Source organism: Acinetobacter sp. YH12152 (assembly GCF_013418285.1).
Lineage (GTDB): Bacteria > Pseudomonadota > Gammaproteobacteria > Pseudomonadales > Moraxellaceae > Acinetobacter > Acinetobacter amyesii.
The window spans coordinates 1-26,351 of record NZ_VPCH01000037.1; the positions used below are offsets into that span (position 1 = coordinate 1).

At 39.6% G+C, this 26,351-nt stretch carries 27 protein-coding genes and 1 pseudogene; 13 read left to right on the forward strand and 15 right to left on the reverse strand.

Annotated features, from left to right (window positions below):
• From FTU83_RS17610 to rpiA, 4 genes and pseudogenes are all read right to left on the reverse strand, one after another.
• A pseudogene (locus FTU83_RS17610) lies at positions 1-67 on the reverse strand (helix-turn-helix domain-containing protein); the annotation flags it as partial.
• A 17-nt stretch (positions 68-84) separates the two neighbouring features.
• Positions 85-480, reverse strand: coding sequence for a hypothetical protein (locus FTU83_RS11895; protein ID WP_180004665.1), 396 nt, complete (start codon positions 478-480; stop codon positions 85-87).
• A 40-nt stretch (positions 481-520) separates the two neighbouring features.
• Entirely contained in the window at positions 521-1,195 is a 675-nt protein-coding gene (locus tag FTU83_RS11900; RefSeq protein WP_180004664.1) for a SprT family zinc-dependent metalloprotease, read from the reverse strand.
• Positions 1,196-1,410: 215 nt separating this feature from the next.
• Positions 1,411-2,082 (reverse strand): ribose-5-phosphate isomerase RpiA, encoded by a 672-nt coding sequence (rpiA, locus tag FTU83_RS11905; RefSeq protein WP_180004663.1) that lies wholly within the window; start codon positions 2,080-2,082, stop codon positions 1,411-1,413.
• Between the two features lie 107 nt (positions 2,083-2,189).
• Here rpiA and ilvA point away from each other — a divergent pair, with 107 nt between their 5' ends.
• From ilvA to FTU83_RS11925, 4 genes are all read left to right on the forward strand, one after another.
• Positions 2,190-3,728, forward strand: a complete 1,539-nt coding sequence (ilvA, locus tag FTU83_RS11910) for a threonine ammonia-lyase, biosynthetic (RefSeq protein WP_180106675.1) — start codon at positions 2,190-2,192, stop codon at positions 3,726-3,728.
• Between the two features lie 194 nt (positions 3,729-3,922).
• Positions 3,923-4,390 carry a hypothetical protein gene (locus tag FTU83_RS11915; protein ID WP_180007813.1) on the forward strand — a complete coding sequence of 156 codons (468 nt, stop codon included), beginning with the start codon at positions 3,923-3,925 and terminating at the stop codon, positions 4,388-4,390.
• Positions 4,391-4,494: 104 nt separating this feature from the next.
• The gene (locus tag FTU83_RS11920) at positions 4,495-5,154 is read left to right on the forward strand and encodes a TrkA family potassium uptake protein (RefSeq protein WP_180106677.1); all 660 of its coding nucleotides are present in this window, start codon (positions 4,495-4,497) and stop codon (positions 5,152-5,154) included.
• 51 nt (positions 5,155-5,205) lie between these two features.
• Positions 5,206-6,543 carry a TrkH family potassium uptake protein gene (locus FTU83_RS11925; RefSeq protein WP_180106679.1) on the forward strand — a complete coding sequence of 446 codons (1,338 nt, stop codon included), beginning with the start codon at positions 5,206-5,208 and terminating at the stop codon, positions 6,541-6,543.
• Positions 6,544-6,967: 424 nt separating this feature from the next.
• Here FTU83_RS11925 and FTU83_RS11930 read toward each other — a convergent pair whose 3' ends face one another.
• The 4 genes from FTU83_RS11930 to FTU83_RS11945 all read right to left on the reverse strand — a co-directional run bounded on the left by FTU83_RS11930 (position 6,968) and on the right by FTU83_RS11945 (position 12,616).
• Entirely contained in the window at positions 6,968-8,125 is a 1,158-nt protein-coding gene (locus FTU83_RS11930; RefSeq protein ID WP_180106681.1) for a phospholipase A, read from the reverse strand.
• An 18-nt stretch (positions 8,126-8,143) separates the two neighbouring features.
• A complete protein-coding gene (locus FTU83_RS11935; RefSeq protein ID WP_180106683.1) occupies positions 8,144-11,083 on the reverse strand; it encodes an insulinase family protein in 2,940 nt (979 codons plus the stop codon).
• A 141-nt stretch (positions 11,084-11,224) separates the two neighbouring features.
• Positions 11,225-11,929: a hypothetical protein gene (locus FTU83_RS11940; RefSeq protein WP_257222611.1), complete on the reverse strand. Its 705-nt coding sequence runs from the start codon at positions 11,927-11,929 to the stop codon at positions 11,225-11,227.
• Positions 11,930-12,166: 237 nt separating this feature from the next.
• A complete protein-coding gene (locus tag FTU83_RS11945) occupies positions 12,167-12,616 on the reverse strand; it encodes a GNAT family N-acetyltransferase (protein ID WP_078188654.1) in 450 nt (149 codons plus the stop codon).
• A gap of 277 nt (positions 12,617-12,893) precedes the next feature.
• On the opposite strand from FTU83_RS11945, the gene FTU83_RS11950 reads away from it, so the two are divergent.
• From FTU83_RS11950 to FTU83_RS11960, 3 genes are read left to right on the forward strand one after another with little or no spacing between them, the layout of a single operon-like run.
• Entirely contained in the window at positions 12,894-13,898 is a 1,005-nt protein-coding gene (locus FTU83_RS11950) for an adenosine kinase (protein WP_180004657.1), read from the forward strand.
• Positions 13,898-14,224, forward strand: a complete 327-nt coding sequence (locus FTU83_RS11955; RefSeq protein WP_180004656.1) for a Rieske (2Fe-2S) protein — start codon at positions 13,898-13,900, stop codon at positions 14,222-14,224. Before FTU83_RS11950 ends, FTU83_RS11955 begins: the two co-directional genes overlap by 1 nt.
• Before the next feature lie 16 nt (positions 14,225-14,240).
• Complete coding sequence (locus tag FTU83_RS11960) at positions 14,241-14,849, forward strand: OB-fold-containig protein (RefSeq protein ID WP_168378601.1); 609 nt, start codon at positions 14,241-14,243, stop codon at positions 14,847-14,849.
• Positions 14,850-14,946: 97 nt separating this feature from the next.
• Here the strand turns inward: FTU83_RS11960 and FTU83_RS11965 are convergent, their stop codons facing one another.
• Together FTU83_RS11965 and FTU83_RS11970 are read right to left on the reverse strand one after the other, a co-directional pair.
• On the reverse strand, positions 14,947-15,573 hold the full coding sequence (locus tag FTU83_RS11965; RefSeq protein WP_180010117.1) for a YidB family protein: 627 nt from the start codon (positions 15,571-15,573) through the stop codon (positions 14,947-14,949).
• 112 nt (positions 15,574-15,685) lie between these two features.
• Positions 15,686-16,156, reverse strand: coding sequence for a DUF6231 family protein (locus FTU83_RS11970; protein ID WP_078188659.1), 471 nt, complete (start codon positions 16,154-16,156; stop codon positions 15,686-15,688).
• A gap of 34 nt (positions 16,157-16,190) precedes the next feature.
• On the opposite strand from FTU83_RS11970, the gene FTU83_RS11975 reads away from it, so the two are divergent.
• The gene (locus FTU83_RS11975) at positions 16,191-17,060 is read left to right on the forward strand and encodes a DUF2797 domain-containing protein (RefSeq protein ID WP_180010156.1); all 870 of its coding nucleotides are present in this window, start codon (positions 16,191-16,193) and stop codon (positions 17,058-17,060) included.
• 78 nt (positions 17,061-17,138) lie between these two features.
• Here the strand turns inward: FTU83_RS11975 and FTU83_RS11980 are convergent, their stop codons facing one another.
• The 5 genes from FTU83_RS11980 to FTU83_RS12000 all read right to left on the reverse strand — a co-directional run bounded on the left by FTU83_RS11980 (position 17,139) and on the right by FTU83_RS12000 (position 22,749).
• Positions 17,139-18,056 carry an alpha/beta fold hydrolase gene (locus FTU83_RS11980; protein ID WP_373683057.1) on the reverse strand — a complete coding sequence of 306 codons (918 nt, stop codon included), beginning with the start codon at positions 18,054-18,056 and terminating at the stop codon, positions 17,139-17,141.
• Positions 18,057-18,306: 250 nt separating this feature from the next.
• On the reverse strand, positions 18,307-19,656 hold the full coding sequence (locus FTU83_RS11985; RefSeq protein ID WP_180004654.1) for an Ig-like domain-containing protein: 1,350 nt from the start codon (positions 19,654-19,656) through the stop codon (positions 18,307-18,309).
• Between the two features lie 185 nt (positions 19,657-19,841).
• Positions 19,842-21,707: a SurA N-terminal domain-containing protein gene (locus FTU83_RS11990; RefSeq protein WP_180004653.1), complete on the reverse strand. Its 1,866-nt coding sequence runs from the start codon at positions 21,705-21,707 to the stop codon at positions 19,842-19,844.
• 132 nt (positions 21,708-21,839) lie between these two features.
• Positions 21,840-22,112 (reverse strand): HU family DNA-binding protein, encoded by a 273-nt coding sequence (locus FTU83_RS11995; protein ID WP_078188662.1) that lies wholly within the window; start codon positions 22,110-22,112, stop codon positions 21,840-21,842.
• 166 nt (positions 22,113-22,278) lie between these two features.
• A complete protein-coding gene (locus tag FTU83_RS12000) occupies positions 22,279-22,749 on the reverse strand; it encodes a phasin family protein (protein ID WP_180004652.1) in 471 nt (156 codons plus the stop codon).
• Between the two features lie 207 nt (positions 22,750-22,956).
• Between FTU83_RS12000 and FTU83_RS12005 the strand changes: the two genes are divergently transcribed.
• The 5 genes from FTU83_RS12005 to iscA all read left to right on the forward strand — a co-directional run bounded on the left by FTU83_RS12005 (position 22,957) and on the right by iscA (position 26,258).
• Positions 22,957-23,604, forward strand: a complete 648-nt coding sequence (locus FTU83_RS12005; protein WP_180004651.1) for a hypothetical protein — start codon at positions 22,957-22,959, stop codon at positions 23,602-23,604.
• 112 nt (positions 23,605-23,716) lie between these two features.
• Complete coding sequence (locus FTU83_RS12010; protein WP_078188665.1) at positions 23,717-24,190, forward strand: Rrf2 family transcriptional regulator; 474 nt, start codon at positions 23,717-23,719, stop codon at positions 24,188-24,190.
• A gap of 1 nt (position 24,191) precedes the next feature.
• Complete coding sequence (locus tag FTU83_RS12015) at positions 24,192-25,409, forward strand: IscS subfamily cysteine desulfurase (protein WP_078188666.1); 1,218 nt, start codon at positions 24,192-24,194, stop codon at positions 25,407-25,409.
• Positions 25,410-25,513: 104 nt separating this feature from the next.
• Positions 25,514-25,900, forward strand: coding sequence for a Fe-S cluster assembly scaffold IscU (gene iscU / locus FTU83_RS12020; protein ID WP_078188667.1), 387 nt, complete (start codon positions 25,514-25,516; stop codon positions 25,898-25,900).
• Positions 25,901-25,937: 37 nt separating this feature from the next.
• Entirely contained in the window at positions 25,938-26,258 is a 321-nt protein-coding gene (gene iscA, locus FTU83_RS12025; protein WP_078188668.1) for an iron-sulfur cluster assembly protein IscA, read from the forward strand.
• The last annotated feature ends 93 nt before the right edge of the window (positions 26,259-26,351 follow it).

A 26,351-nucleotide genomic window follows, 5' to 3' on the forward strand; every position in this document is an offset into this window, starting at 1 on the left:
GTTTGGCCAGAAAAATGAGTCGTTCTCGCTGTTCTAAACTAAGTGGTACAGAAACAATCCGAGGCATGTGTGAACATCTGTTAACTAAAAAAACCTTTTCGCATGATTAGTTATTTTTGTCAACTTATCACCAACTAAAAACGGATATGAATCTGGCTTTGAATTTCTATACCTATAATAATTTCCACTCTCTACAGGCGTATTAGTGAAAATAACGATTTGTGCCCCCAATTGATTTCCTTTATTTTTCAGGTCCCACATGCTATCGCTGTAGCCCCTATTTGTAGATACACTTTTAAATGTTTCACTCATCACAGGAACATAGCCCTGCTCAATCAGCTCATCTGTTTTAAGATCAATATCATCAACCATCATTACTTCGGTTTTTTTTTGCCAGCTATCCCGATCTTGAAAACTATTTGCAAAAATTGGTGCTGAATATGCAAGTAAAATTAATCCCAGAATTTTTCTATTTTTCATAACTATACACCCAATCAGTTTAGGTTTTATGAAAAATATACTAGCACCACCACCACGGCATCACACCACTTTTTAAAGTTTTCCGATGATCTTTATAGTTTGAATCATGCTTTTGGACTTCAGCCCAAAAGTTTGGGCTATGGTCAAAATGCTGAGTATGCGCTAACTCGTGTACAGCCACATAACGCGTAATTTCTAATGGGAGCAACACCAAGCCGCTATTCAGCATAATGTCATGCTTTGCAGAGCAACTACCCCAGCGAGTTTTGGGCTGACGAATCGAGCACTCACCATATTTTAAGCCTGTTTCACTGCTCACTTGCTTTAAATAAATTGGTAAATACTCTTTGGCATAAGCAATCACAAAGCTTTTTAAATATTGCTCAGGCTGCCGATCACTGATGAAAAGCTGATGCTTTTCTTCATCCAAGATAAATGAGTTTTTTTGCGTTTTATAAATAACCTTTAAAGGCTGTTCTAAATTGAATAGTTTTAATTCAGCTGGAAGCGTTTTATCAATCTGCCCTGTTTTTTCCTGCTGCTTCTGCCATGTCTCAATCATCCATTGTTCTGCTTGTTTCAGAAAATCTTGAACTTGGCGCTGTGTACAAAATTGCGGCACTGTTAATTTAATTTGAGTTGGTTCTACTCGCAATCTTAAGCGTGTGGCACGTAATTTTCGGGTGATTTGAATTTCAGGGAGGTTGGGAGTCATTTATTCTTTTTAAAAGCTTATTAATAATGCATAAAATTTAACTTTAAGCAGTTTTCAAAAGTATATTGAGGGTTCCTTCTCCCTCTGGGAGAAGGTTAGGATGAGGGGGACATTTAAATTGACCTCTCCCTAACCCTCTCCTCAAAGGAGAGGGAACTTCCATTAGAAATTTAAATATAAATCGAAACTCTATTTACATTTAAATTTTCTATAGATTAAACCGCTGTACGCTCTTCAATACCGTTATCGGTCGCAACAACAGCAATATCTGCTTTGTTCAAAGCAAAGATACCGTTACACACCACACCGGGAATATTGTTTAAAGTTTTTTCAAGTTCCAACGCATTTAAGATATTGAGGTTATGAACATCTAAAATTACATTTCCGTTATCCGTTACCACACCTTCACGGTAAACTGGGTCACCGCCCAAAGAAACGATTTTACGTGCCACAGCAGAACGTGCCATTGGAATCACTTCTACAGGAAGCGGAAATTCACGTGCCAACTGATCAACCCATTTAGAATCATCTACGATACAAACGAATTTTTTCGCAATAGACGCCACGATTTTTTCTCGAGTCAACGCAGCGCCGCCGCCTTTAATCATGTGCATATGACGGTCGATTTCATCTGCGCCATCCACATAGGCATCTAAACCACCAACATGGTTCATATCAACCACTTCAATGCCTAATTTTTTCAAACGTTGTGCAGTTGCTTCAGAACTGGCAACCGCAGCTTCGAGTTGAAGCTCTGGCAATAATTCGATGAGGAAGTTCACAGTACTTCCTGTACCAACACCCAAAATACCGCCCTTTGGCAAATGCTTTAACGCAGCTTTTGCGGCAGCTTGTTTCTTTTCATCTTGGGTTGCATACAGACTCATAACTTGGCTCAACTATTTTTTGACATTAGACGCTGATTTTTCAGCCCAAATGTACAGGGGTTTGTTACAATAAACCCCTATTTTAAACTGTTAGATGGAAAATTAACATGCTGTCTCGTTTGGTTCGACAAATATTACAGGCAACGGTCTATGACGTTGCAATCGAAACCCCACTCGAAGCAGCGCCACGAATTAGTGAAAAACTAAACAATAACATTCGCTTTAAACGCGAAGATTTACAACCTGTCTTTTCTTTCAAACTACGCGGTGCCTACAACCGTATTAGTCAATTACCGAAATCTCAGTTGGAACGTGGCGTTATTACTGCTTCTGCAGGTAACCATGCTCAAGGCGTGGCGTTATCTGGTAAAAAGTTAGGTATTCGCGCCATTATTGTTATGCCTAAAACCACACCAGACATTAAAGTACAAGCGGTTAAACGCTTAGGCGGTGAAGTGGTTCTGCATGGCGATTCTTTTGACGTAGCCAATAAATACGCAATCCAATGTGCAAAAGATGAAGGTATGACCTTTATTCCACCTTATGACGACGAACTCGTTATGGCCGGTCAAGGAACCATTGCCAACGAAATTTTGCGTCAATGGCGTGATGTAGACTATGTATTTGTTGCTGTGGGCGGTGGCGGTCTCATTGCCGGTGTAGCTGCTTATTTAGGTGATGTAGCACCGCATGTTAAAGTTATTCCAGTTGAATATGACGAATCTGCATGTTTAAAAGCAGCCTTTGAAGCCAATGAACGTGTCATTCTTCCATCTGTAGGTTTATTTGCCGACGGTACAGCAGTTGCACAAATTGGTGAAAAACCATTTGAAGTGATTCAGCTACAAAAATCAGATAACTCAGGCCCAATTGTTGAGCGTGAAGTTGTACTGGTAAATACCGATGAAATCTGTGCAGCGATTAAAGATACCTTTGATGAATGCCGCAGCATTGTAGAACCGTCAGGTGCAATGGCGCTTGCAGGTATTAAGAAGTATGTTGCAGAGCATGGTCTAGAAAATAAAAATATGGTGTCGATTGTATGCGGCGCTAATATGAACTTTGACCGTCTGCGCTACATTGCAGAACGTACTGAACTGGGTGAACGTAAAGAAGCGATCTTTGCTGTGACCATTCCAGAAGAAAAAGGTTCATTCCTCCAATTCTGCCGCGCACTACAAGGCCGTAACATCACTGAGTTTAACTACCGCGCAAGCTACTCAAGTGCCGCTCAAGTGTTTGTGGGTATTAGTCTCAAAAATGGCGAAAAAGAACGTCAGGAAATTTTTGAAACCTTAAAATTCCAATACGATGTAGACGATCTTTCTGATGATGAAGTGGCTAAACTGCATATCCGTTATTTAATTGGCGGTCATGCCGATATCGAGAATGAACGCCTATTCCGCGTGGAATTCCCTGAACGTCCAGGCGCATTACTGACTTTCTTAGAACGTCTAGGCCCAACGCATAACATCACCCTATTCCACTACCGTAACCACGGTGCTGCGGAAGGTCGTGTATTGGTGGGTATGGAAGCAACGGATGCGAAACAAAACCCAGATGGTTTGATTGAAACATTGGAAAATATTACCTATCCATATGTTGAGATTACCAATAACCTCGGTTATCAACGTTTCTTGAAATAAGTAAAATTTCTATATGAAAGCTGGGATCTAGGTTCCAGCTTTTTTATTTGCATCAACTATTTCCTGAATCAAAATAAATAAATTCATCAAATTAATTCATCAACGCTGTCATTGTTGTTAATTTAACCATACCCTATAATCCATTGAAAATAAAACAAAATGGATATTTAAAATTGAATTTTTATGCCTTATTTATGATCGCTATTGTAGGTTTAGGTGGATATTTTTATGCATATCCGGCTTATCAACTTAAGCAAGAGGAAGATAAGATTCGTCAAAGTATGAAACAAATTCCAAATCAGTCCCGTACGCAAAATCTAGAAAATATTTACGGCTATACCGCGCAAGCTGAAATGTTGAATCAATATCCAAATTACATTGTATATATTCGCTTTGATGAGCTAAGTGATCAAACCGCTCCCGAACCTGTTCAAGCCATCATCCGTGAATTTTCATGCGATGGCTTAAACCGTTTAAAGAACAATTCTGAGCTCGTTCGTAAAGCCACCTTAAATGTCATTAAAGAAGATCAGCATCAATTTCAATACATTCTAAAAAATAAATTAGGCTATGAAATTTTTAAATACCAACAAGTTATGGATAATTGCCCCAATATTGTTGAACTTTATGCCTATCAAAATGCTGAAGAAATTAAAAATTAGAGCTTTTCGGTTTAGATGGATTATGTAAATTTCCATAGCCGCTCCAGGCTGAACAAGCTAACATCAACATATTCAATAACTTTAGAATAATTTAGGAATACGGCATGGCTCAATTCGCTGTGATTGGCTTAGGAAGTTTTGGCGCAACTGTAGCCACTGAACTCATGGGTTTAAAACACGATGTCATTGGAATCGATAGCAACAAAAAGTTTGTTGAAAGTATTTCGGACCAACTGACCCATGCAGTGATTGCTGACGCAACAGATGAGCACGTTTTACATGAACTCAATATTCAAAATTGTGAAGCCGTCGTAGTCGCAATTGGTGAAGATATTGAAGCCAGCATCTTATGTGTGCTCCATCTTAAAAACATGGGGATCAACAAAATTTGGGCCAAAGCCAAGTCCAAAGCGCATCACATGATTTTAACCCATTTAGGCATCAGCAAAATCATCCATCCTGAAGAAGATATGGGCGTCCGTGTTGCCCAGTCACTGAGTTATCCGATGGTGAGTCGCTACATGGTGCTCGAAGATGATCATTATTTGGTGAAAGTTGAAATTAAAGAATCACAACAAGGCACGCGTCTAAATCAAATAATGGGTCATGTCCCTGAAGTGAAGGCGATTTTGCATAAACGTGGCACCCAGCTTCAATATAGTTTAGATCCGAACCTGATTTTACAAACAGGCGATATTTTAGTGGTTGAAGGTTTACTCGAACATTTACGTCGACTGGCTAAACACTTTAAAGCAACTTTGTAATCAGCGTCGTGTCTATTTGCACACAATCGCGCAAGATGACAGTAGAAAAACATGAAACTGCACAATAAACAGCGTAATACCATTAATCTTAGCCCACCCAGTATTTTGGCATTGGGTTTTCTTGGGCTCATTATCATTGGCACCTTGCTGTTAAAGCTCCCATATTCACATCATGGCGATTTAAGTTGGATCAATGCCCTCTTTACAGCGACCTCTGCCGTAACCATTACAGGACTTTCAGTTGTAAATGTCGGCGAAGCCTATACGGTGTTTGGTAAAGTCGTGATTATGGGTTTACTACAATGCGGTGGTCTCGGTTTTATGACCTTTGCGATATTGGCCGCTATGAGTTTGTCCCCTAAAATTGGGCTAAAACAACAGATTATGGCTCAAGAAACCATTGGACAAACCAGTCTTGCCAAAGTGACCATGACTATTAAAGGCGTACTGCTTTATTCGCTATTTTTTGAAATGGTGGGAACGGTTATTTTGACCATCGCTTGGATGCAAGAATACAATTTTAACCAGGCCCTGTTTTATGCTGCCTTTTATAGTGTTTCAGCATTTAATAATGGTGGATTTTCATTATTTCCCAATAGTTTAATGAGCTTCGCTGACCGTTATTTCATTACGTTTACCATCAGTATGCTTTACATTATTGGGGGTATCGGCTTTTTGGTACTGATGGACATTAAGCGCAATAAAAGTTGGAAAAAACTCAGTACCAATAGCAAGCTGATTTTATCGACTATTGCGGGTTTAAATGTCTTTGCCTTCATCACCATTTGGTTATTAGAAGCCAATAATGCTGCTACCTTAGCTACGATGTCATTTGGTGACCAAGCCCTCAACGCGTGGTTCCATGCAACGGTTCCGCGCTCTTCGGGTTTTAACAGCTTACCTATGGAAAGCATGAGCGATGCATCATCACTCGTCACGATGTTACTGATGTTTATTGGAGGTGGTTCTCTCAGTACAGCTGGTGGCATCAAAGTCGGGACGTTTATTATTGTTGTACTCAGTGTGGTCAGTTTTTTAAGACGTGAAGATGAACTGCGTGTGTTTAACCACTCTGTTTCAGAAAAAACCACCTTTAAAGCATTAGCGGTAATTTTCATTACAGTAACGTTGATTTTCATTGGCTTTTTCAGTCTATTGCTTCTCGAACCTGATAAACGCTTTTTAGACTTACTCTTTGAAGCAGTATCCGCTGCCTGCACCGTTGGCCTATCTCGTGGCATCACCAGTGACTTACAACCCGCCAGTTTAGTCGCCCTGATGTTATTAATGTTCGCAGGTCGACTTGGCCCCTTAACACTGGCCTATCTGATTGCCACACCGAAGAAGAGTCGGTTAAAACACCCACCTTCTGAGATCCAAATCGGTTGATTTGTACATTGTCTCACAGTTATAAAAAAACCACGCCATAGCATGGTTTTTTTATTTACTGATGTTACATAGTAACATCAGTAGCGTAATTTGATTCAAATGAAAGAACGATACGCGGTAAGGTCATCCGCAAGTGTTTGAGACAGGATGACTTCTAATCAAAAATGTTTTTGCGATACTTTAAGTAAATAGACGCTAGAGAGCGAGTTTTGTCGGTGAGGTGCATTGCACCGCAAGATGGTTTCCTTGCGAAGCTTTGCTTCTCATTTTGCCGAATGAGAAACAACGTTTCGTAAGAGTACCTCCAGCCGAAGGCTAATCCCTTTATTCAATCCCTAGATATAAGACTCCGTCGATTAGACTTAAAAGCATCTTAAAAATGCGAAATTACTTTTACGTCCGTAAATTAATTATTGAGCAATCATTAAAACCAATTCATTAATGACACACCGACACCGACATAGGTTGCCCGATGGTTATAGTCAATCAGGCTTTCACCATAGCCATCAAACAATTGAACTGTGCCGCGTAATTTACCATTGATTGGGAAAGTCCAATCGAACTGCACCGCACCATGTGAATCATCACCACCTTTCAATGAATGACGTAACATCAAACTAAAGTCATGATCTTTATGACGATAAAACGCTGTTAAATCCCCACGTCCCACATAATCGGTAATGTCAGGGTTGTTATCATCTTTGGTATCTTCTTCGAAACGATACCAAGGACGTAACATCAGTGCAAAATTGTCACGTTCAAATCCAAGATTTAACATGACACGATTCCAACTCCGCGATAAAGGATCAGAACGCCCATTAGACTGATGGTTAAAAGTTAAGCCCAGCATACGCCAGTTCAAACCCAAGAGTTCATAGTTGGTACGAAAAACCAGACTGGCTTCAGGCTCATAGTTGGTTTCACGGAATGGTCGTGATTCGTCTTCATTATAGACTTGCCAACGAGAAGACTGGGTATAGCCCAACCAGATATCACCATTATCACCAAATAAGTTTTCAACAGCTTTGGTTTTTAATGACAATTGGAATTTGGCTTCCATCGATTTCAGGTTTTGTTCCTGATCGGCTTGTACCGTGTTGTTTTCATTCGGGCTTGATGGACGTTCATTTTTATCCGAAGTCCAATATCCCGGCATTAAATACACAGGTTGATAGCCACGAATATTCCACGTCCCCAATTTACTCTCTGGAGAAAGTTCCCAACGACTATCCAATAATGAAAGATTTGGATTGAGGTTCGGTGCTTCTACAGCAAATAAACGGTCCGTAAACGCATGACTGACTTTTTCTTTGAAAGTTAGCTTCTCTGTCGGTTCAGGCTTAATTTCTTGTGCGGCTTGACGCTCAGAGACCAACATTTCTTTTTCAGCAGGTTGCACTTTAAACAAAGCGTCATAACACGATAATCGCTCTGCATTTGACTCAAGTGCCACACATGCTTCAGCGGTAGCTGGTTTAACAGCCACTTCCGCATTTTGTGCATTTACAGTATTGACATACATTGAACTGAGCGCAATTAGGCTCAGTTGCAATGTCGTACGCTCAAGAGATTTGAACGCCATAAAAACCCCTTTTTTGTTTTAATTCACTTGTTTTATTTCGAAACCAAGCTCAACCAAAGCATCTCGCTTAGCCACCGGTGCAACCACAGCTTTTGTCGGTTGTTGTTCAACCAAATACGCCACAGCAACACGTTTTAGATCTTCCAAAGTCACATTCAACAGACGTTCACGTAACATTTGACGGAAAGCTGGCGTGCGTTTATGCAATAAAGCATAACAAGCTGTAATGGCTTCACCCGCTGGTGACCCCGGTTTATCCATGCTAGCAATTAGACCCAAAATCGCTTCTTCTAGCTGATGCGGTTGTTGTTCAGCATTCAGTAGCCACTGCACACTTGCGTCAAAATCTTTAAACGTTTCAGCTAAACGTGGGTCACGGTAGCTATAGAAACGGAATGAACATGCATTACCGTCATAGCTTGCTCCGCCACCATAAGCACCACCTTTTTCACGAATCGCGCTATGCAAGAAGCCATTACGCAAATAAGCCGCCAAAATCATTAAAGGTGCTGCATCAGGATGCGACACTTCCACCGCAGGATATGCTGAAGCGCAGAACTGAACATTGGCTTGAATGAGCCAAGCTTCGTCATTGTTGCTATCTGCAAAATTCACTTGAGTTAAATCATGTGGGTTATCGTCAATCGCCACTTTATCCCAAATGGTTTGAACTTCCTCAACCAATCGGTCTGAATGATGTTCTTCACACACCACCAAGAATTGTTTTGGTGCTTTAAGCAAACGGTTATGAATTAACTTAAGCTCATCAATCAAGGCATTATAAGCCGTGTCGTCTTGCTCAATTTTGCTGACAAGTTCTGACAACCAGTTCAGCGCGCCTAGGCCTGTATTATGATAATCACGTAACGCCAATGCACTATGTTGACGACCTGCAATTTGCATTGCATAGCTATGACCAGAGCCAGAAACACGTGACTGCCAACGTGCTTTACGTTGTTGCAATAACTCTACGATACGGTTTTTCTCATCAAAACGTAGCTGTTCAAAAGCCAATTTCAATAAGCGAATAGCTTCAAGATTATTCACCAATGATTTAGTGGTTAGAGTCAGCCAAGCACTAATTTGACCTTTGTCGTCCACTTTTGAACGCAGCGACGCACCCATACCTAAACCGCCACTCACAGCTGTTTGCAACTGTTGTAGCTCTAAGTAGTCGTATTCACCTGCACCAACTTCACCCATCAAAATCGACAAGAGGTTGAAATACGGCGATTGCACCACTTCATCAGGAATCTGAATCAAAACTTGTTGGTAGTAGAGACCATTGGTGCCTGCGTGGTAAAGATTTAACGGCGTATCTAATCCATTACTGATAATTTCACGTAATTGACCTTGTACAATCTGTAACTGCGCAGGAACATCTTCTAAACCTACTTTAGGCAAGAGATTCAAATCATCCGGCGTATCTTGACGAATGTTCAATGCTTCAGTCTGCGCAATAATCTCTGCTTTTTGCGCTTCAGTTAAGTTCGCATCTATTTCTTTTAAACGTGCTTTTTCTGCTGCCGCTTCCAAAGCATTTTTTTCAGCATCTGGAACCAAAGTTAATTGCACACGATGTTGATTATCAAGCAAGTAAGTTTTGATTAAGTTGGATAACCACATTGGGTCTTTCAACTCTTCCTTCACTTGTTCAATGGCCGTATCCACATCCCAGACATCCACAGGGTCTGAATGGTGAATCGCACTGCTTAAACCATTCAGAATTAAGCTTAGGCCATATGGTGTACCATCACCATTAATTTCACGCTGATGCAATTCAATCTGATGCAAAATCGCTTCAACTAAAGCCGAATCAACAGGCTTAGCCGCAACGTCTTCTAATACTTTAAACACGCCATTTTTAAATTGTTCTGCATGCTCAGGGTTTGAACCTTGAATTGCACAGTAGAACGTCATTTCATAGTTTGAGTCATCTACGCCCATAAATGGACCAGTCGACTGTGCATAACCACAGGTTTCTAAGTAATGACGTAATGGTGAAGCAGAATCTTCAAGCAATACCCCCTCAACCAAACGCATACCTAAACGTAATTTAATATTACTTGCTTCAGGCAATAACCAAGAAAGCACATGATAGGTTTTGTCTTTGAGGTCTTCAGCATCAACTGCATACGTTTCAGTTACAGTTACAGGCGCAGTTAAACGACGCTCAGGTTTTGAATACAGCGTTTGACCTTTTTCAAATTTTGACAAAGCAAGCGTTTCAAACTGTTCTTGTAAGTTATAAGCAGGCTCATTACCAAAAGTCATGAACACCGCATTACTTGGGTGATAATGTGATTTGTAGAAACTGACCAACTCTTCATAGCTTAAGTCAGGAATGTCTTTAGGATCACCACCTGAGTTGTAATGATATGTCGTTTCTGGGAATAAATGATGGGCAAGTTGGTGATACAACTGATCTGAAGGTGAACTCATGGCACCTTTCATTTCATTAAATACCACGCCTTTATATACTGCTTCGCCATTTTCTAGCTCAATACGAATCCCTTCTTGCGCAAAATCAAGCGGGTTCAAATTCGCAGCAAAAGCAGCATCCATATAAACTTCTAACAAGTTTTGGAAATCTTTTTTATTTTGTGTTGCAAATGGATAAGCCGTCCAATCCGCTGCGGTAAACGCATTCATAAACGTATTGAGTGAACGGCGAATCATTAAAAAGAATGGGTCACGTACAGGGAACTTTTCTGAACCACACAGTGCTGTATGCTCAAGAATATGCGCCTCACCTTTTGAATCCATCGGCTGCGTACGGAAGGCAACTAAAAATACATTTTCATCATGGTTTGTGGCTAAGTGATAATGCACCGCGCCAGTCACTTTGTGTTTATATTCAGACACTAAAATGTCTAAAGCTTCAACATGATGTTGACGAATCAACTGAAACGCGGGATGTACAGTTTGAGAAATGGTTTCAGTGACATCTACAGTCATGTGTGCTCCTAATCTATTCATTTAAATTAGGCAAAGTATACCTTAAAAAATCACAACTAGATTCACCGAAACGACATTTCCAACTGTTTTAATCAACTTGAACTTTAATTTTAAAAATCACTTGTTTTCGCACTAAAACATTTAGACTGGTTTTATGGATTGCCTATCATTTCGTATTGACCAATAGACACAAATCACAATCGCCAACAACAGTACAAAAGAAGCCATAAAGCGACTTAGATCCAATCCACCTGAACTGATTGGCTTGTCTAGAAAATCGCCGACAACTGCGCCCAATGGACGTGTCAAAACAAAAGTAGCCCAAAATAAAATCGTCTTTGAGACCCGACTAAAAAAGTACAACAACGCCATCAATAGAATTAAACCACAAAATAGCCAAATGCCACCGCTATAGCCTAATCCTGTACTATCGGAAGTCCAGTCCCCCAAAGCTGTACCTAGCGTTTGAGAAAATGTAATCGTCAACCAATAAAAGATCTGTGTTCGCGGCAAATTCTCTACACTCGGATTAATTGCCCCTTCGACCTGATACCAGCTGAAAAGCGATATGAGCACCAAACTCAGAAATAGCAAACTACCACCCAAGTAGCCAATCCCTAAAGAACGATCTACAGAATCCGCTAAGGTCGTACCGACCGTGATACTGGCAATAATCGTGGCCCAATATAAATAAGATTTATATGCTTTTGACTGTATTTGAAAATATAGCAGACTTATAAATATGCCTGCGAAAATAAAGGTACTGAGTAAATAGCCCAAATTTAAGGACATGGACAATGCATCAACACTGGTTTCACCAAAGATGGTCGCAAAAATTTTGGTCAACCAAAACAGTGCGGTAATCTCAGGGACTTTTTAACGTAGTCTTGTAGCTCATACACTTGCATATGCATCACTCTATGCAGTTATTTTGATGCTTATATCTTCGATAACTAAAATGAATTTTTGCTTAAAACTTTGCTTAAAATAAAGCACTCTTTTTTTGAATTACTAAATGAAAAAAAAGCACCCGATATCGGATGCTTCATTTACAGTATTTAGAGTCTATTTTTGGATTTAAAACTAAACTAGATATTTGAAATAATTATAATTTGGATGACTTTCAACATAGACATAATTCTGCTTTTGATAGAATTTTGCAGCATTTTTAAGTTCTGTATTTAAGCACAGTGCAGAAAAATGCTTTTTCGCACCCTTTTCCAATTCCACCAATAGCTGCTTACCCACGCCATGCTGACGGTACTGCGGATGCACATAGAAACGGCGAACTCGTCCAATCCGTTCTTCTACACCAGTATCACCCCATTGCTGATTTAAACCGCCACAAGCAATTAATTTATCGCCATCATAAGCAAGCAATAATTGCTCACCCGTTTGGTCAAAACGATTTTTACCACTTTGATATTCTTCAATTAAACGGTGTATAAATGTATAGCCTTCATGCTGCGCCAAAGCAGCAATATTTTCGATTTGAGCAGGAAGTTGCTCTGCTGGACGAATCGTAATTTCCATATATTCACACTTTTAATCTGTTATCTATTTATGATGACCAAATCATCTTGATTCAGTCTGAACACCCTATAGCTCTATAAAAGTAAAATTTTTCGATTTGCACAATAGCAAAGCTGATTAAAACGGCAACTAATTCAAAAAAAATGTAAAAATATAATGGATTTGCCCGATTTTTATACACACTTGTCCTTTAATTGAATTTTTTTCAACAAACTACAGCAATCCTGAGCATTCGTGTAAACTTAGCACTTTCATTTTTTTGATGTGAACATACAACATGGCAACTGTTGACCTTTTTGCAATTGGTAATGCACTTATTGACCAAGAATTTAAAGTCTCTGACGAATTCCTAATTCAACACAATCTGCAAAAAGGTACGATGCAACTGACAGATGGCGATACTCAAGCAGCCCTTTATAACAATCTAAAAGCCACTCAAGAATATAAAGGTCAAGCTTCTGGTGGTTCTGCAGCAAATACAACGGTTGCTTTTAGTGCTTTAGGCGGAACTGCATTTTATGGTTGTCGTGTCGGCAATGATGACTTAGGTCAAATTTACCTAAATGGTTTAAACGACGCTGGCATCCAAACTGCAACTCAATCAATCAGTGAAGGTGTAACTGGCACATGCATGGTATTGGTCAGCCCTGATTCTGAACGTACGATGCATACTTACCTCGGTATTACTGCGGAATTGACTGATAGCCAAATTGATTTTGGCAGCTTAAATACTGCGAAATGGTTATATATCGAAGGTTATCTTTCAACATCAGACAGCGCACGCCTTGCGGTAAAACAAGCACGCCAAATCGCCAAAGCCAATGGTGTACAAATTGCATTGACCTTATCTGATCCAGCAATGGTGCAATATGCACGTCAAGGTCTAGATGAATTACTCGATGATGGCGTGGACTTATTGTTCTGTAATGAACAAGAAGCACTGATGTATACAGAAACAGATCATTTAGATGCTGCACTTACGAAATTGCAATCACTAAGCAAACACATTGTCATTACATTAAGTGCCAAAGGTGCCTTAATTCATAATGAAGCCGCAACATTTACCGTGCCAGGTCGTAAAGTTACCGCAGTAGATACCAATGGTGCTGGTGATGCTTTTGCTGGTGCTTTCCTATACGCACTCAATGCAGGTCATGACTATCAAACGGCTGCTGAACTTGCCATCTTGATCTCAAGTGAAGTTGTGGCTCAGTTTGGTCCACGCCTAGCAGTTGAAGACTATGCTCAGCTTTTACAATCATTTCAGAAGGAATGTGCTTAATGTTTAAAATTTGCATGACGGATGATGTGCCTGAACGTGAAGCACGATCATTCGAAACGCCTGAAGGTGAAACGATTTTTATCACCCAACGTGATGGCATGTTTTACGCTTATCAAAATAACTGCCCACACTTGCACGTGGAACTTGAGTTTCTTGAAAATCAGTTTCTAGATCGTGACCAAGAGTTTATTGAGTGCTCAACACACGGCGCACTGTTTATGGTCGACTCTGGGGAATGTATTTCTGGCCCATGCCAAGGTCAAGCCCTTGAAAAAGTGAACATTAACGTGCATTCTGACGGTGGAATCTACCTCACAGAAGAATAAACACTGGAATACAACCATGTCCGCATTTTTAACAGACTATAACTTAATACCCTTTCATTTAAGTTTATTGGCCGTACTGTTATTGGGCATGGTTGAAACCATTGGCTATTACATCAATATTAGTCCTAGCCAAGTTTTGAAAAGAATTGCCCCACAGCGCATACAAGAATTGGCATTATTGAATGTCAAATTTTCCAAGACTCTGATTTTGTTCTTTCTACTGATGAATTTTAGCTTTGCAGGCTATGTACTTCAGTTCTGTATTCACGCTAAAGAAGGTCAATTCGTTCCCGCTTATTATCTTATTTTACCTGCGTTGATTATTGCCATATTCTTTACGGTATTTATGATTCATTGTTTGGATCAGGTTGTACCGCCCAAATATAAAAAACAAACCGTTAACCTACTGGGTCGTCTAGCAACCATTTCAAGTGGAAATGCCCGTCCCGGCTTTTCGGCTCAAGCGCGTGTGCGTGATGAGTTTGGTCAACTACATTATGTGCAAGTTGAACCAGAGTTTGGTGAGTTAGAATTTCAGTCAAAAATCATTTTGATTCGTCAAAAAAAATCACACTATATTGGCAAAAAAATCAGTGTGTCGAACCGTTTATTTAATCCATCCTAGTGACAATCTTAGCGACACATTGTTACCATTTTTCAAGTCATAAAAAGCCAGTGTTCACTGGCTTGTATTCAATTAAATACCTAAAGCGATATTTTGATTAACGCTTAAGAAAACCTGAGACCAAATTCATCACTTGTTGAATATCAGCATTCGCTTCTTGCTGATTGGTTTGTCCAGCTTGTGGCGTCAATGAGTCAATAATTTGCGGCAATACTGTTGAAATTGCACTATACACATCTTGTTTCTGAGTTTGTGTTTCTTGTGCAACTTGCTCCACTTCAGCATCATCAAATAAATTTTGTACTTGTTGATTATTCACAGCGGCATTATCGCCAGGGCCTGTAGATACCCAATCATCAACCTGACTGCTCAAGCCCTGTCCACGTAATTTATCCAAAGCACCTTGTAGGCCACCTTGTTTTTGAATCCAAGCCAGCACCAGAGGTAACACTGCAACTAAAATGGTTGAAGCATTGCCACCACTACTACGTTGCTGCGACTGCGCTGCACCGCCCAGTTGGCCCAACACAGAGCCTAGAATTCCAGCCAAACCACCCGCTTGGTTTTGAGCATTGGTTTGTGTATTTTGAGCGCCTGCATTTGCACCCAGTTGCCCCAACACCGAACCTAAAATACCGCCCAAGCCACCTTGTTGATTTTGATTGTTCGCACCACCAAGGGCCTGCTTTGCTAAAATTTCAACAATATTATTTAAATTTGTCATTTTATTTTTCCCAGTAAAACCTAGATAAACTTAGTTACAGCATACGTGGAAAAAGACATTTCCATCATAAATGTTTGTTAATTTTTGCAATTTTTCACAGGCTAAGTATTTGTTACCAACGGAATTTATCCCAGTTTTCAGGATTTGCCCAAAATTTAGAGTTAAACCAATCTGGAATGTGTTTATAAGTCAAAATATTAAACTGCCATAAAGCAAAATCACTTTCATGCGTGGTTTTATCAATGAGCTGAGTAAAGCCTAAAGCACGTAATAATTGTTCATCGTGTAATTTACTCACCACTACGATGCGTTTAGCGAATAGGTCTCGTAATTTTACCAACATCTGCGTTTTCTGCTGCTGATCCAAACTCAACATGGTTTCAGTATCAAGAATCACAAATCCAAGGTCAAAACGCTGGGTAAAAGGCAGATTTAAAAACTCAGTTACGTTAAAATGTTGCCATTGAATTGGATGAAATTGATTGTATTGCTCAAGATCCTGACCAATACAGATTGCGGTTGAAATTGGCTGCTCTTTTGACAAATCGTCTAGCATAGAAGTGATGACATTTTGTTCAGCCATTGACCGCATCCTTAATAATGAAGTGAGTATTCGTATGGAACTACAAGGCATTTGCCATAAAATGCATGCAGGTCTTAAAGACCTTAGTGTAACTGATCAACATACACACAAGGCAAATGTTGAGTATAAATTTATTCTAGATCGCTCAGAAGTTGATCTACCGTTTAGCCTTGGCCAAGAAATTGAAATCGAAGCCACTGGAAATATCTACTGCATTTCTTGCGGCGCAAAAACGCCTAAATCATATTCACAAGGTCATTGCTTCAAATGCATGAAGACTAAGGCATCTTGTGATATGTGCATTATGAAACCTGAAACCTGTCATTATCATCTTGGGACTTGTCGTGAAGATGATTTTGCCCATGAAGTTTGCTTTCAACCGCATATTGTCTATTTAGCCAATTCGAGTGCCTTAAAAGTGGGGATTACCCGTCTGGGTCAAATGCCTACACGTTGGCTGGACCAAGGTGCGACGCAAGCTTTGCCGATTATGAAAGTTGGTTCACGTCGCTTATCTGGTAAGCTTGAAGTCATGTTTGGTACGCATGTGGCCGATAAAACCGATTGGCGTAAATTGCTCAAAGGTGAAGCAGAACCAATCAACCTGATCGAAATTCGCGACCAATTGGTAGAAGAATTCGCACCAAAAATTCAAACCATTCGCGAAGAATTTAGTCAAAACTTAGAGTTTAATGAAACCGTTGAACTGCTAGAAGATGAGTTGCCACGCCAATTTATCTACCCGGTAGACGAATATCCTGAAAAAATCAAATCGCATAATTTGGACAAAACACCGATTATTCGAGGAAAATTACAAGGGATTAAAGGTCAGTATCTGATTTTGGATACCGGTGTGATCAATATTCGTAAATACACGGGCTATGAAATTAAAGTACGTACTTAAATCGACTCAACGTGTCTAATTAAGTTTAAAAAAGCGAGATATTTCTCGCTTTTTTTTCACCCACTTTACCGATTTGATTCATTGAACAGTTGAAAGAAACTTTAAATATGGCAACGCCATTAACTGCTCCGCTTCTAAGATAGGCATATGACCAATATGGTCTAAAATCAGAGGCTTTTTGGCTTTTTTAAATAAGCTTCTCAGTTCTTCTGCCACTTCAACATTGATAATCTGATCTTGCTTCCCCCAGATAATAAACACAGGTGCATCAATGCCTCGTGCAGCCAAAGCAAAGGACTCTGGCGTATACAAGGTCGCCATTTTTTGCAGTTGTTCCACCATTTTATTGGTATGTTTAGACTGAACTATCATCAACTTTTCTTGCCCAATTTTTAATTCTTGTGGAATAAAAGGCGGAGATTGCATCACGATCTTCATCACGCGATCAAAATCACCGGTTTTTCTGACCACTAGCTCTGCAAGCTTTGCCGTATCTTTTAGATACGCTGTATTGCTCGACTTAAAGACACCAGCCGAATCCACCAACAATAAAGATTTCACTTCTAAGGGATACTGAGCGCTATAGAGCATGGCAATTGCACGACCCATCGAATGCCCTGCGATATGTAAATTTGGATCTAACTTTGCAGCATCAATAAATCGTCGTAATTTTTCAGTTAAATTTGGAATTGATAGATCAAATTGATCTGTGACAATAGTTTCTCCATGTGCTGGCAGATCTGGAATAATGACATGATAATTGGGCGTTAAATAACGGGCAACGCGGTTCCAATTATCACGCGTGCCTGACAAACCATGTAGCAATAACAGCGTCGGTTTTCGTGGATCTCCTCCTTCACTATATGTCCACTCGATTTCATTATTTTTGACTTTTTTACTGCTCAAGCCCGCCCAAGCTCTTTCCTGCTCTAGAACTTTTTGAAAGTTCAGTTCTGCAGCTTGAATACTACTGGCAACGCAAATCGTTAGTAGCATCTGTATCATGTGTTTAAAATAATGATCCATCCATCGCAATAACGGGTTCTTTAAACGTTTACATTGAGGCATATACAGAGATATCATCCGCTTAATCCTTTGTTGTGATGAGTTATTTTTTTCATATTATTTTTTGAGAACACCAATCTACGATGCTAGAGTCAATATTTCATATGCCAAATCTTTTAAATAAAAATTATATCTGTCAATTTAAACCAAAAAAAACCAGCTCGGAAGCTGGTTCATATTTCTAAGCAAGCCAATCAGACGGTGTCAGTGGAGCTTCAATGAGTAAGCTTGGATATTCAAGCGCAGGAAGTATAGCGGGCGGATTTGAAACGTCGCTGCCCAATGCGATCAAATCCTGTTCATCGGTGTGCAATACAATTGGGACTTCATTCGCATCCTGTAAAAGCGTATCTAGATTGATCACAGATTGAATCGGCTCAATTTGACTGTCATTTTGGTTTTCAGTTTGTTCATCACTCAGTTCATCACTTACCAGTAAAATCTCTGTAAGTTCAGCTGATGATTCAGGTTGTGCAAGTATCAGTTTAGCTATTGAGATTTCAGGCGATTGAACACCACGACTGTCTTCCGCCACGATTGTTGCAAAACCGCCATTTTGAATCGGGTTATCCATCGACCAGAAACCACTTTCATTGGCATACGTCACGTACTCTTGACCATTGGCTGTCACAATGATTTTAGCCTGTTGAAATACATTACCTTCGAGTTTTTCACTATTTAGCGTCACTTCTGGCGCTGGCAGTACATAGCTTGGATTTTCAGGCGGGGTCTGAATAAATGGAAATGCCAAGCCAATCGCAGGAGATTGCTGACCAAATTGATCTTCCACAACAATCATCAACATGCCACCATTTGCCACTGGATTTTCTATTGACCAATCACCATTTTCATCGACCTGAATACGATAGACCGCTTGATCCGACTCAATCACAACTGTCGTATTTGGTGCGGCAGTACCTGATATCACCGCGCCAGACTCTAAAATCGTAACAGCTTGCGGTAAAATGATTTGCGCTGTATGCAACGCCTCAGAACGATTACCGTCCTGATCAATTGCCACAACACTTATTGCACCTGTGGTCGTTAAAGGATTGAGCATCGACCAATCGCCATTTTCATCAGCAACTGTTATAAACTCTTGCTCACCATAGGTCACAACTACCGTATTTCCTGCTTCAGCTTTACCTATCAAGTATTCACCTTTTTCAAGAATTTCTGGCATCTTCGGTAGTACAATTGGCTCTGCAATTGGAGCAATCATTATTGCCTCTGAGCGTAAGCCATGATGATTTGCCGCATAAATTGTGACAACTCCGCCCTCTTTAAGTGGATTTTCAATCTGCCAATGTCCTTGTTTATCCACTTTGACCCGTGTAAAAGTTTCACCGACCGAAATGATCACCCATGTTTTTGGCTCTGCCGTGCCAGTTAAAAGGTCATTTAGTCCTGTCACTTCTGGTGTTGAGGGAATATGCTGATGCTGTGATTTCCCCTGAATCAGCAACTGCTTTATTTCAACTTGTCCCAAAATATTTTTTAAAATACTGTTTAAATCTCTCATCTTTTGCATAGCACCCTCAAATCACATCATTATATTTTTTAGGAAACTGCCTTCCCAAACTCAATTTAAGAGAATTATTTAAATAGTCAATTTTATTTAATCTTTGTTTTTAAAAGTTTTTCTTAAAGTGTGATGCATTAAACTTAAACATAAAAAAACCAGCTCGAAAGCTGGTTTTTTTAAAGCTGCCTAAATTATTTAATTTTGGCATGATCTTTTAGATAACGTGTGTAGTCATCAAATTCTTGTTGACCACGAAGCTGTTGATAAAGTTTTGTTAACTCATCTAACTGCTCACCCGTTAATGCCGCATCAGATTGTTTGTTCACTGCAGTCACAGCAACCACAACCAATTCATTTGGTAGATTAGTCGTAGTAACAGACCAATGACCTGCTTTCGGCGCTTTTACACTAAATGCAGCACGTTGAATTTCGCGTTTTAACAAACCATCCGCACGAGTGAATGTACCCGCATTTTCAAAGTTTAAACTGCCTTTCGCAACTGAAGCAGCAGGTTTTGCAGCAAACTCTTTTAATGTCGCTTGAATTTGGGCTTTTGCAGCATCAGACGCTTTCTTTTCAATCAGCTGAGTTTTCACATGCGCTTTCGCTTCAGCTAAAGTTTGAACACCCGCAGCATGATAGTTACGCACTTTCACCCAAACCACATCACCGTTTTTCAACTGAATGCTCGATGAAACATTACGTTCACCATTTTTAACATCATCGTTAAACAATTTAACTTTGACGTTTGCATCACTTAAAACTGGATGTTGCGATGCTAATGTTAAGCCATTCAATGATTGTACTTTTACGCCTTTCACTTCTTGACCCACGACATCAAGGGCATCACTGCTCACGACCATGTCATTGAGGCTGTTTACAGTGTCAGAAAAAACATTGGCTTTTTTCGAAGCAGCGACTTCTGCTTGTAGACGTGCTTTTTCTTGTTCAAATGAAGCCACTTTTACAGCTGGTGCCACTTTTTCGATCAAGTGATAACCACTGTCTGTTTTTACTGGAGCAGTCACTTGACCAGCTTGAGCACCTTCAACTGCAGCATCAAACGCATCACCAAACACACCTTTTTCATAAGCAACCAGTTCACCACCTTTTGCTTTAGATTCCGGATCTTCAGAGAATTGCGCTGCAGCTTGGTCAAAGCTTAAACCCGCTTTAATTTTAGCTTGAACACTTTCAGCCAGTTTTTTAGCTTCGGCATCTGAACGATTGTCCGCAGTGATCATGATGTGCTTAACGAGTGGTTTAACTGACTTCTGTGCATTCTCAACAAAGCTGTTATACGCTTCTTTCAATTCAGCATCAGTTGCAGCTTCTACTGGTGCAGTAATATTGGCAGGTGTTAATACGACAAAATCTGCATCAACACTGGTTGCTTGCTTAAATTTGTTTTTATGCTGCTCATAATAAGCCGCAATTTCAGCATCAGATACTTTTACATTTTTCTTGTAATTTTCAAGATTAATGCTCGCCAACTGAATACTACGTTGTTCCGTTTGTAAGTTCGCAATTTGCAAGATATCAAGCTTACTCACCAATGCATATTCCATAAATGTTGTAGACAACATTTTTAAAGCATGGTCTTTACGTAAATTATCAATGAATGTGCGGTTTGTCATACCAATCGATTCGAGGTATCTCCCAAACGCTTCATCTGAAAATTGACCATTGACTTGGAAGCTTGGCTGCTGATGAATCATTTGCACAATTTGTGCATCACTCAAGCTAATGCCTAATTTATCAGCTTGTTGCAATAACAATTGGCGTGAAACCAAAGTATCCATCGCTTTATTGCTAATGAAATTTTGATTCAATAATGTTTCATCACCCTGAGCATATGCCAGATATTGTTCTTTTAATGAGTTCGTCAGTGCTTCGAGTTCTTTTTGAGAAATTTCAGTACCGTTTACAGTCTTTGCTGCATCTTTAGATCCACCACTAAAATATCCTTCAATACCTACAAGTGCTAAAGGGGTCAAAAACAAAACGAGCAAGACCTTGCCCAGCCAACCCTTAATGACTTTACGAAACGATTCCATAAGTATTCCAATATTTTATTTGCGGTGAATTTTAACCGAAAACCCGAGATGAATGAATGCGATATATCAATTAATCACATTTACCAATAAAAAACGCGCCAAATAATGGCGCGTCTCATGTGCTTAATAAGATTAAGCTACAGAATCTTTCAAGCCTTTACCAGCTTTGAAGCTAGGAACTTTGCTTGCTTTGATTTCTAAAGTCGCACCAGTTTGTGGGTTACGACCAGTACGTGCAGCGCGTTCTTTAACGCTGAAAGTACCGAAACCAACTAAAGTAACTGTATCACCAGCTTTTAATGCATTGGTAACTGCAGCAATTGTAGCATCTAAAGCTTTACCGGCATCGGCCTTAGATAATCCCCCATTTTCGGCAATTGCATCAATTAATTCTGATTTATTCATGAAAATTACGTCCTCTTAATATCGTTTATTTAAGGTTCAAGAATTTGTATAAAACGCCATAACGCCTTTATAGCAATGCTTTAGGGTTAAACGCAATACTCATCAACCTCTTTTTATAGAATTTTTTGACGAAAAAAACCTTGAAAATTCGATAATAGTAAAAAAGTTAGTGTTTTTTTAGTATTTCGGCCCTCAGTTGGGCATTTTCTTCGGCCAATTGGTCAACTTTAGTATGTAATTGAAGTATAAGCCTTTCTAAGTGCTGTAAATCCTTTACAGTCACCAATCCTAAACGGTTTAAAGAATGATTAACACCATTATCTAAAATTTTTTCTACTTTATCTTTCGTATCGGTTACAGATTCTTTGGCTTTTTCTGAAACTTTTTCGACAGTTTGATCTGCAATATCAATCGTTTTGGACTCAAGCTCCTCTCCAACTTTGACTAAAGAGTCAAAAAGCTTATTTCCTTCACCCTCAGCACGTGAAAAAGCACCTAATCCAGCCAACCAAATCTGTTTGGTATATTTGCGAAAATCCATTTTAGAGCGACGATCAGAATGACTACGTACGCGAGTTTTAGCCGGCTTTTCTGATGTTTCTTGTGCATCGTCAATTATGCCTTCTGTATTTTCCATAATCCGCACTTCTCCTGATTATTTTATGTGCACAGCAACATGTGATTCTTCATTTTAACAACATAATAGCAAACATATGACTTGATAGATTGATTAAACTGTTCTACAAAGCTGGTGAATTACCAACTTTTTGGTATATTCTAAGTTCCTCTAGAGCAGGATGCTCAGTTTCCAGTGCTTTCAGATTTTAACAAGGACATTTTTTTTATGAGTGATACGCAACAAACACAAGCTCAACCACATTTGTTGCTTACTATGACCCTGATTGTTTTAGAAACGATTTTTACTTTCATTTTAAAACATGACCGTGTTGTAGCATTACAAGCTAAAAAATTTGTTGATCAAAAAGTCGCACTGAAAATAAATAGCTACATCCCTTATTTTGATTTTTATGTTCAGTTTACTGAGCACGGTATTCTGTTCGACACGAAATCTCCAGATAAAGCCATCGACCTTGATGTCCGCACGACACTAATAGATTTGGTAAAAATTTTTGTATTTGGTAATCGTAAAAGCATCAAAACCATGCGTATCGATGGTGATGTGGTTCTAAAAGATGAATTTCGTGATCTGGTTTCATTATTTAGTGTGCCCAAAATTTTATCTGACTGGAAACACTGGCTGTCTGAACCTGTCGAAGAAAACGATATCGTTGCGTCAAAAAAACGTATTGCCCCACTTTTAGAAAAAATCGAACAGCAACGCTCTAAAATCAACACACTGCAAGTTGAAGTTAAACAATATAAAAACCGTATTAAGCGTATCGAACGTCGTCAAAAGCGGATTAATATCGCTTTTAGTCTAATATCTGTTCTTTTAATAACGTTATTAGTGTATAATGTGTGGTTCAAATAAATACATAATTTTTCAGACAAAATAAAACAAATAAACAATCTCAAAAAAACTTGACTATTTTAGTCAGGATTCATAAAATCTGCACATCTAGACTTAACATGTGTATCGAATCATGCGCTTAACAACTCGCGGTCGCTACGCAGTGACTGCTCTACTTGATTTAGCTTTGCAGCCAACTGAACAAACGATCACTCTTGCAGAAATTGCAGCTCGTCAAACCATTTCAGTGGCCTATCTTGAGCAGTTATTTGCAAAATTAAAGCGTCACGGCTTAGTTTCCAGCATCCGTGGAGCAAACGGTGGTTATCACCTAGCTCGTAGTGCTGAAGACATCACTGTTTTGGAAATTATTGAAGCTGTAAATGAAACAGTTGATGCAACCCGTTGTGACCACAAAGGCAACTGCCAAAATGGTGCAATGTGCTTGACTCACGATTTATGGCAGGAACTCTCCCACCACATTGCCGATTATCTTGCAAAAATCACCCTTGCTGACCTTGTAGCACGCGATAACGTTCAAACCGTATCTATTCGTCAAAATTCAGCAAACTTTGATTCAGCCCTTTTATCGGTTACAGGTATTTGACATGAAGCGTCCTATTTATCTTGACTATGCAGCAACTACACCTGTAGACCCTCAAGTCGCAGAACGTATGATGGAATGTCTAACGTTTGACGGTACTTTTGGTAATGCAGCTTCTCGTTCTCATGCTTACGGCTGGCAGGCAGAAGAAAAAGTAGAATATGCACGTGAACAAGTTGCTAATCTAGTAAAAGCTGATCCACGCGAAATCGTTTGGACTTCTGGTGCAACTGAATCTGACAACCTTGCGCTTAAAGGTATTGCTCAGTTCTATGCATCTAAAGGCAAGCACATTATTACAAGTAAAATTGAACATAAAGCAATTCTTGATACTTGCCGCGAGCTTGAAGAAGAAGGCTTCGAAATTACTTATCTTGAGCCAGAAGCAAAAACAGGTTTAATTACACCTGAAATGGTTCAGGCTGCCCTTCGTCCAGATACGATTCTTGTATCTTTGATGATGGTGAACAATGAAATCGGTACAACTACAGATGTAGCTGCAATCGGTGAATTGACTCGTGCAAACAAAACTTATTTCCACGTAGATGCTGCGCAAGCTGCAGGTAAAGTAGAAATTGATCTTTCAACAATGAAAGTTGATTTGATGAGCTTCTCTGGCCACAAAATCTATGGTCCTAAAGGTATTGGTGCTCTTTATGTACGTCGTCAACCACGTGTACGTATTAAAGCGCAAATGCACGGTGGCGGTCATGAACGTGGTATGCGTTCAGGTACGCTAGCGACTCACCAAATCGTGGGTATGGGCGAAGCGTTCGAACTTGCAGGTAAAAACCTTCATGCCGAACAAACTCGTATTCGTGTACTTCGTGACAAACTTTGGAATGGCTTGCAAGGTCTTGAACAAGTCTTCCTGAACGGTCACCCAGAATACAACGTTGCAAACTATCTAAACGTCAGCTTTAACTTTGTTGAAGGTGAATCGTTAATGATGGCACTTAAAGATTGCGCAGTATCTTCTGGTTCTGCATGTACATCAGCAACTTTAGAGCCATCTTATGTACTTCGTGCATTGGGTCTTTCAGATGAATTGGCTCATAGCTCGATTCGTTTCAGCTTTGGTAAATACACCACTGAAGCCGATATTGACCATGTACTTGAAATTACCAAAGCAGCAGTTGAAAAACTACGTGATCTTTCACCGCTTTGGGATATGTACAAAGAAGGTATCGACCTTAATTCTGTAGAATGGGCTGAACACTAATTCATCCCGGTGAGATAGCTTTTATTTTAAGGCTATCTCATTGATTAACGTAATTTCACCCCCATATTAATCTTAAGGCTGACCCCGAGGTTTGGAGAAGCGTCATGGCTTATAGCGAAAAAGTAATTGATCATTACGAAAACCCTCGTAATGTTGGTGTTTTAGACAAAAATGCAGAAAACGTTGGTACAGGTATGGTCGGTGCACCAGCTTGTGGCGATGTTATGCGTCTACAGATTCAAGTTGATGACAATGGCGTAATTGAAGAAGCTCGCTTCAAAACTTACGGTTGTGGTTCAGCAATTGCATCTAGCTCATTAGTAACAGAGTGGCTAAAAGGCAAAACTCTTGATGAAGCTCAAGCAATTAAGAACATTGATATTGCAACTGAACTTGCACTTCCACCAGTAAAAGTACACTGCTCTGTACTTGCTGAAGATGCAATCAAAGCTGCTGTAGAAGACTACCGTAGCAAGAAAGTAAAAGCTTAATTGTTTACGTGTTTTAAAAAAGATTAACGGAGTTTTCATGATTCATTTAACTGAAAATGCTGCAACTCATATCAGCAATTACATCAAGAATCGCGGTAAGGGTGAAGGCATTCGCGTTGGCGTGAAAACTTCTGGCTGTTCTGGTCTAGCTTATGTACTTGAGTTTGTCGATGATATTGACACGCATGACCAAGTATTCGATCAGTTTGGCGTAAAAGTATTTGTTGACCCAAAAAGCTTAGTTTATCTTGAAGGTATGGAGATGGACTATGTGAAAAATGGTTTAAACGAAGGTTTCGAATTTAATAACCCAAATAAAAAAGGTGAATGTGGCTGCGGCGAATCGTTTACGGTTTAAGCCTTTTCCACGCTCCTTTTTCGCATTAAAACAGTGTAAAATTCACTGTTTTAATTGCATTTAAAGCAACACTTTTTGCACCTCTATTGCGGA

Coding starts and splice junctions, on each gene's coding strand:
- FTU83_RS11895 (WP_180004665.1), bottom strand. CDS start 480: ATGAAAAATAGAAAAATTCTGGGATTAATTTTACTTGCATATTCAGCA.
- FTU83_RS11980 (WP_373683057.1), bottom strand. CDS start 18,056: ATGCTACTAACGATTTGCGTTGCCAGTAGTATTCAAGCTGCAGAACTG.
- FTU83_RS11900 (WP_180004664.1), bottom strand. CDS start 1,195: ATGACTCCCAACCTCCCTGAAATTCAAATCACCCGAAAATTACGTGCC.
- iscA (WP_078188668.1), top strand. CDS start 25,938: ATGATTCATTTAACTGAAAATGCTGCAACTCATATCAGCAATTACATC.
- ilvA (WP_180106675.1), top strand. CDS start 2,190: ATGCTGTCTCGTTTGGTTCGACAAATATTACAGGCAACGGTCTATGAC.
- FTU83_RS11915 (WP_180007813.1), top strand. CDS start 3,923: ATGATCGCTATTGTAGGTTTAGGTGGATATTTTTATGCATATCCGGCT.
- rpiA (WP_180004663.1), bottom strand. CDS start 2,082: ATGAGTCTGTATGCAACCCAAGATGAAAAGAAACAAGCTGCCGCAAAA.
- FTU83_RS11990 (WP_180004653.1), bottom strand. CDS start 21,707: ATGGAATCGTTTCGTAAAGTCATTAAGGGTTGGCTGGGCAAGGTCTTG.
- FTU83_RS12005 (WP_180004651.1), top strand. CDS start 22,957: ATGAGTGATACGCAACAAACACAAGCTCAACCACATTTGTTGCTTACT.
- FTU83_RS11950 (WP_180004657.1), top strand. CDS start 12,894: ATGGCAACTGTTGACCTTTTTGCAATTGGTAATGCACTTATTGACCAA.
- FTU83_RS12010 (WP_078188665.1), top strand. CDS start 23,717: ATGCGCTTAACAACTCGCGGTCGCTACGCAGTGACTGCTCTACTTGAT.
- iscU (WP_078188667.1), top strand. CDS start 25,514: ATGGCTTATAGCGAAAAAGTAATTGATCATTACGAAAACCCTCGTAAT.
- FTU83_RS11960 (WP_168378601.1), top strand. CDS start 14,241: ATGTCCGCATTTTTAACAGACTATAACTTAATACCCTTTCATTTAAGT.
- FTU83_RS11920 (WP_180106677.1), top strand. CDS start 4,495: ATGGCTCAATTCGCTGTGATTGGCTTAGGAAGTTTTGGCGCAACTGTA.
- FTU83_RS12015 (WP_078188666.1), top strand. CDS start 24,192: ATGAAGCGTCCTATTTATCTTGACTATGCAGCAACTACACCTGTAGAC.
- FTU83_RS11965 (WP_180010117.1), bottom strand. CDS start 15,573: ATGACAAATTTAAATAATATTGTTGAAATTTTAGCAAAGCAGGCCCTT.
- FTU83_RS11970 (WP_078188659.1), bottom strand. CDS start 16,156: ATGGCTGAACAAAATGTCATCACTTCTATGCTAGACGATTTGTCAAAA.
- FTU83_RS11985 (WP_180004654.1), bottom strand. CDS start 19,656: ATGCAAAAGATGAGAGATTTAAACAGTATTTTAAAAAATATTTTGGGA.
- FTU83_RS11955 (WP_180004656.1), top strand. CDS start 13,898: ATGTTTAAAATTTGCATGACGGATGATGTGCCTGAACGTGAAGCACGA.
- FTU83_RS11945 (WP_078188654.1), bottom strand. CDS start 12,616: ATGGAAATTACGATTCGTCCAGCAGAGCAACTTCCTGCTCAAATCGAA.
- FTU83_RS11995 (WP_078188662.1), bottom strand. CDS start 22,112: ATGAATAAATCAGAATTAATTGATGCAATTGCCGAAAATGGGGGATTA.
- FTU83_RS11975 (WP_180010156.1), top strand. CDS start 16,191: ATGGAACTACAAGGCATTTGCCATAAAATGCATGCAGGTCTTAAAGAC.
- FTU83_RS12000 (WP_180004652.1), bottom strand. CDS start 22,749: ATGGAAAATACAGAAGGCATAATTGACGATGCACAAGAAACATCAGAA.
- FTU83_RS11930 (WP_180106681.1), bottom strand. CDS start 8,125: ATGGCGTTCAAATCTCTTGAGCGTACGACATTGCAACTGAGCCTAATT.
- FTU83_RS11925 (WP_180106679.1), top strand. CDS start 5,206: ATGAAACTGCACAATAAACAGCGTAATACCATTAATCTTAGCCCACCC.
- FTU83_RS11935 (WP_180106683.1), bottom strand. CDS start 11,083: ATGACTGTAGATGTCACTGAAACCATTTCTCAAACTGTACATCCCGCG.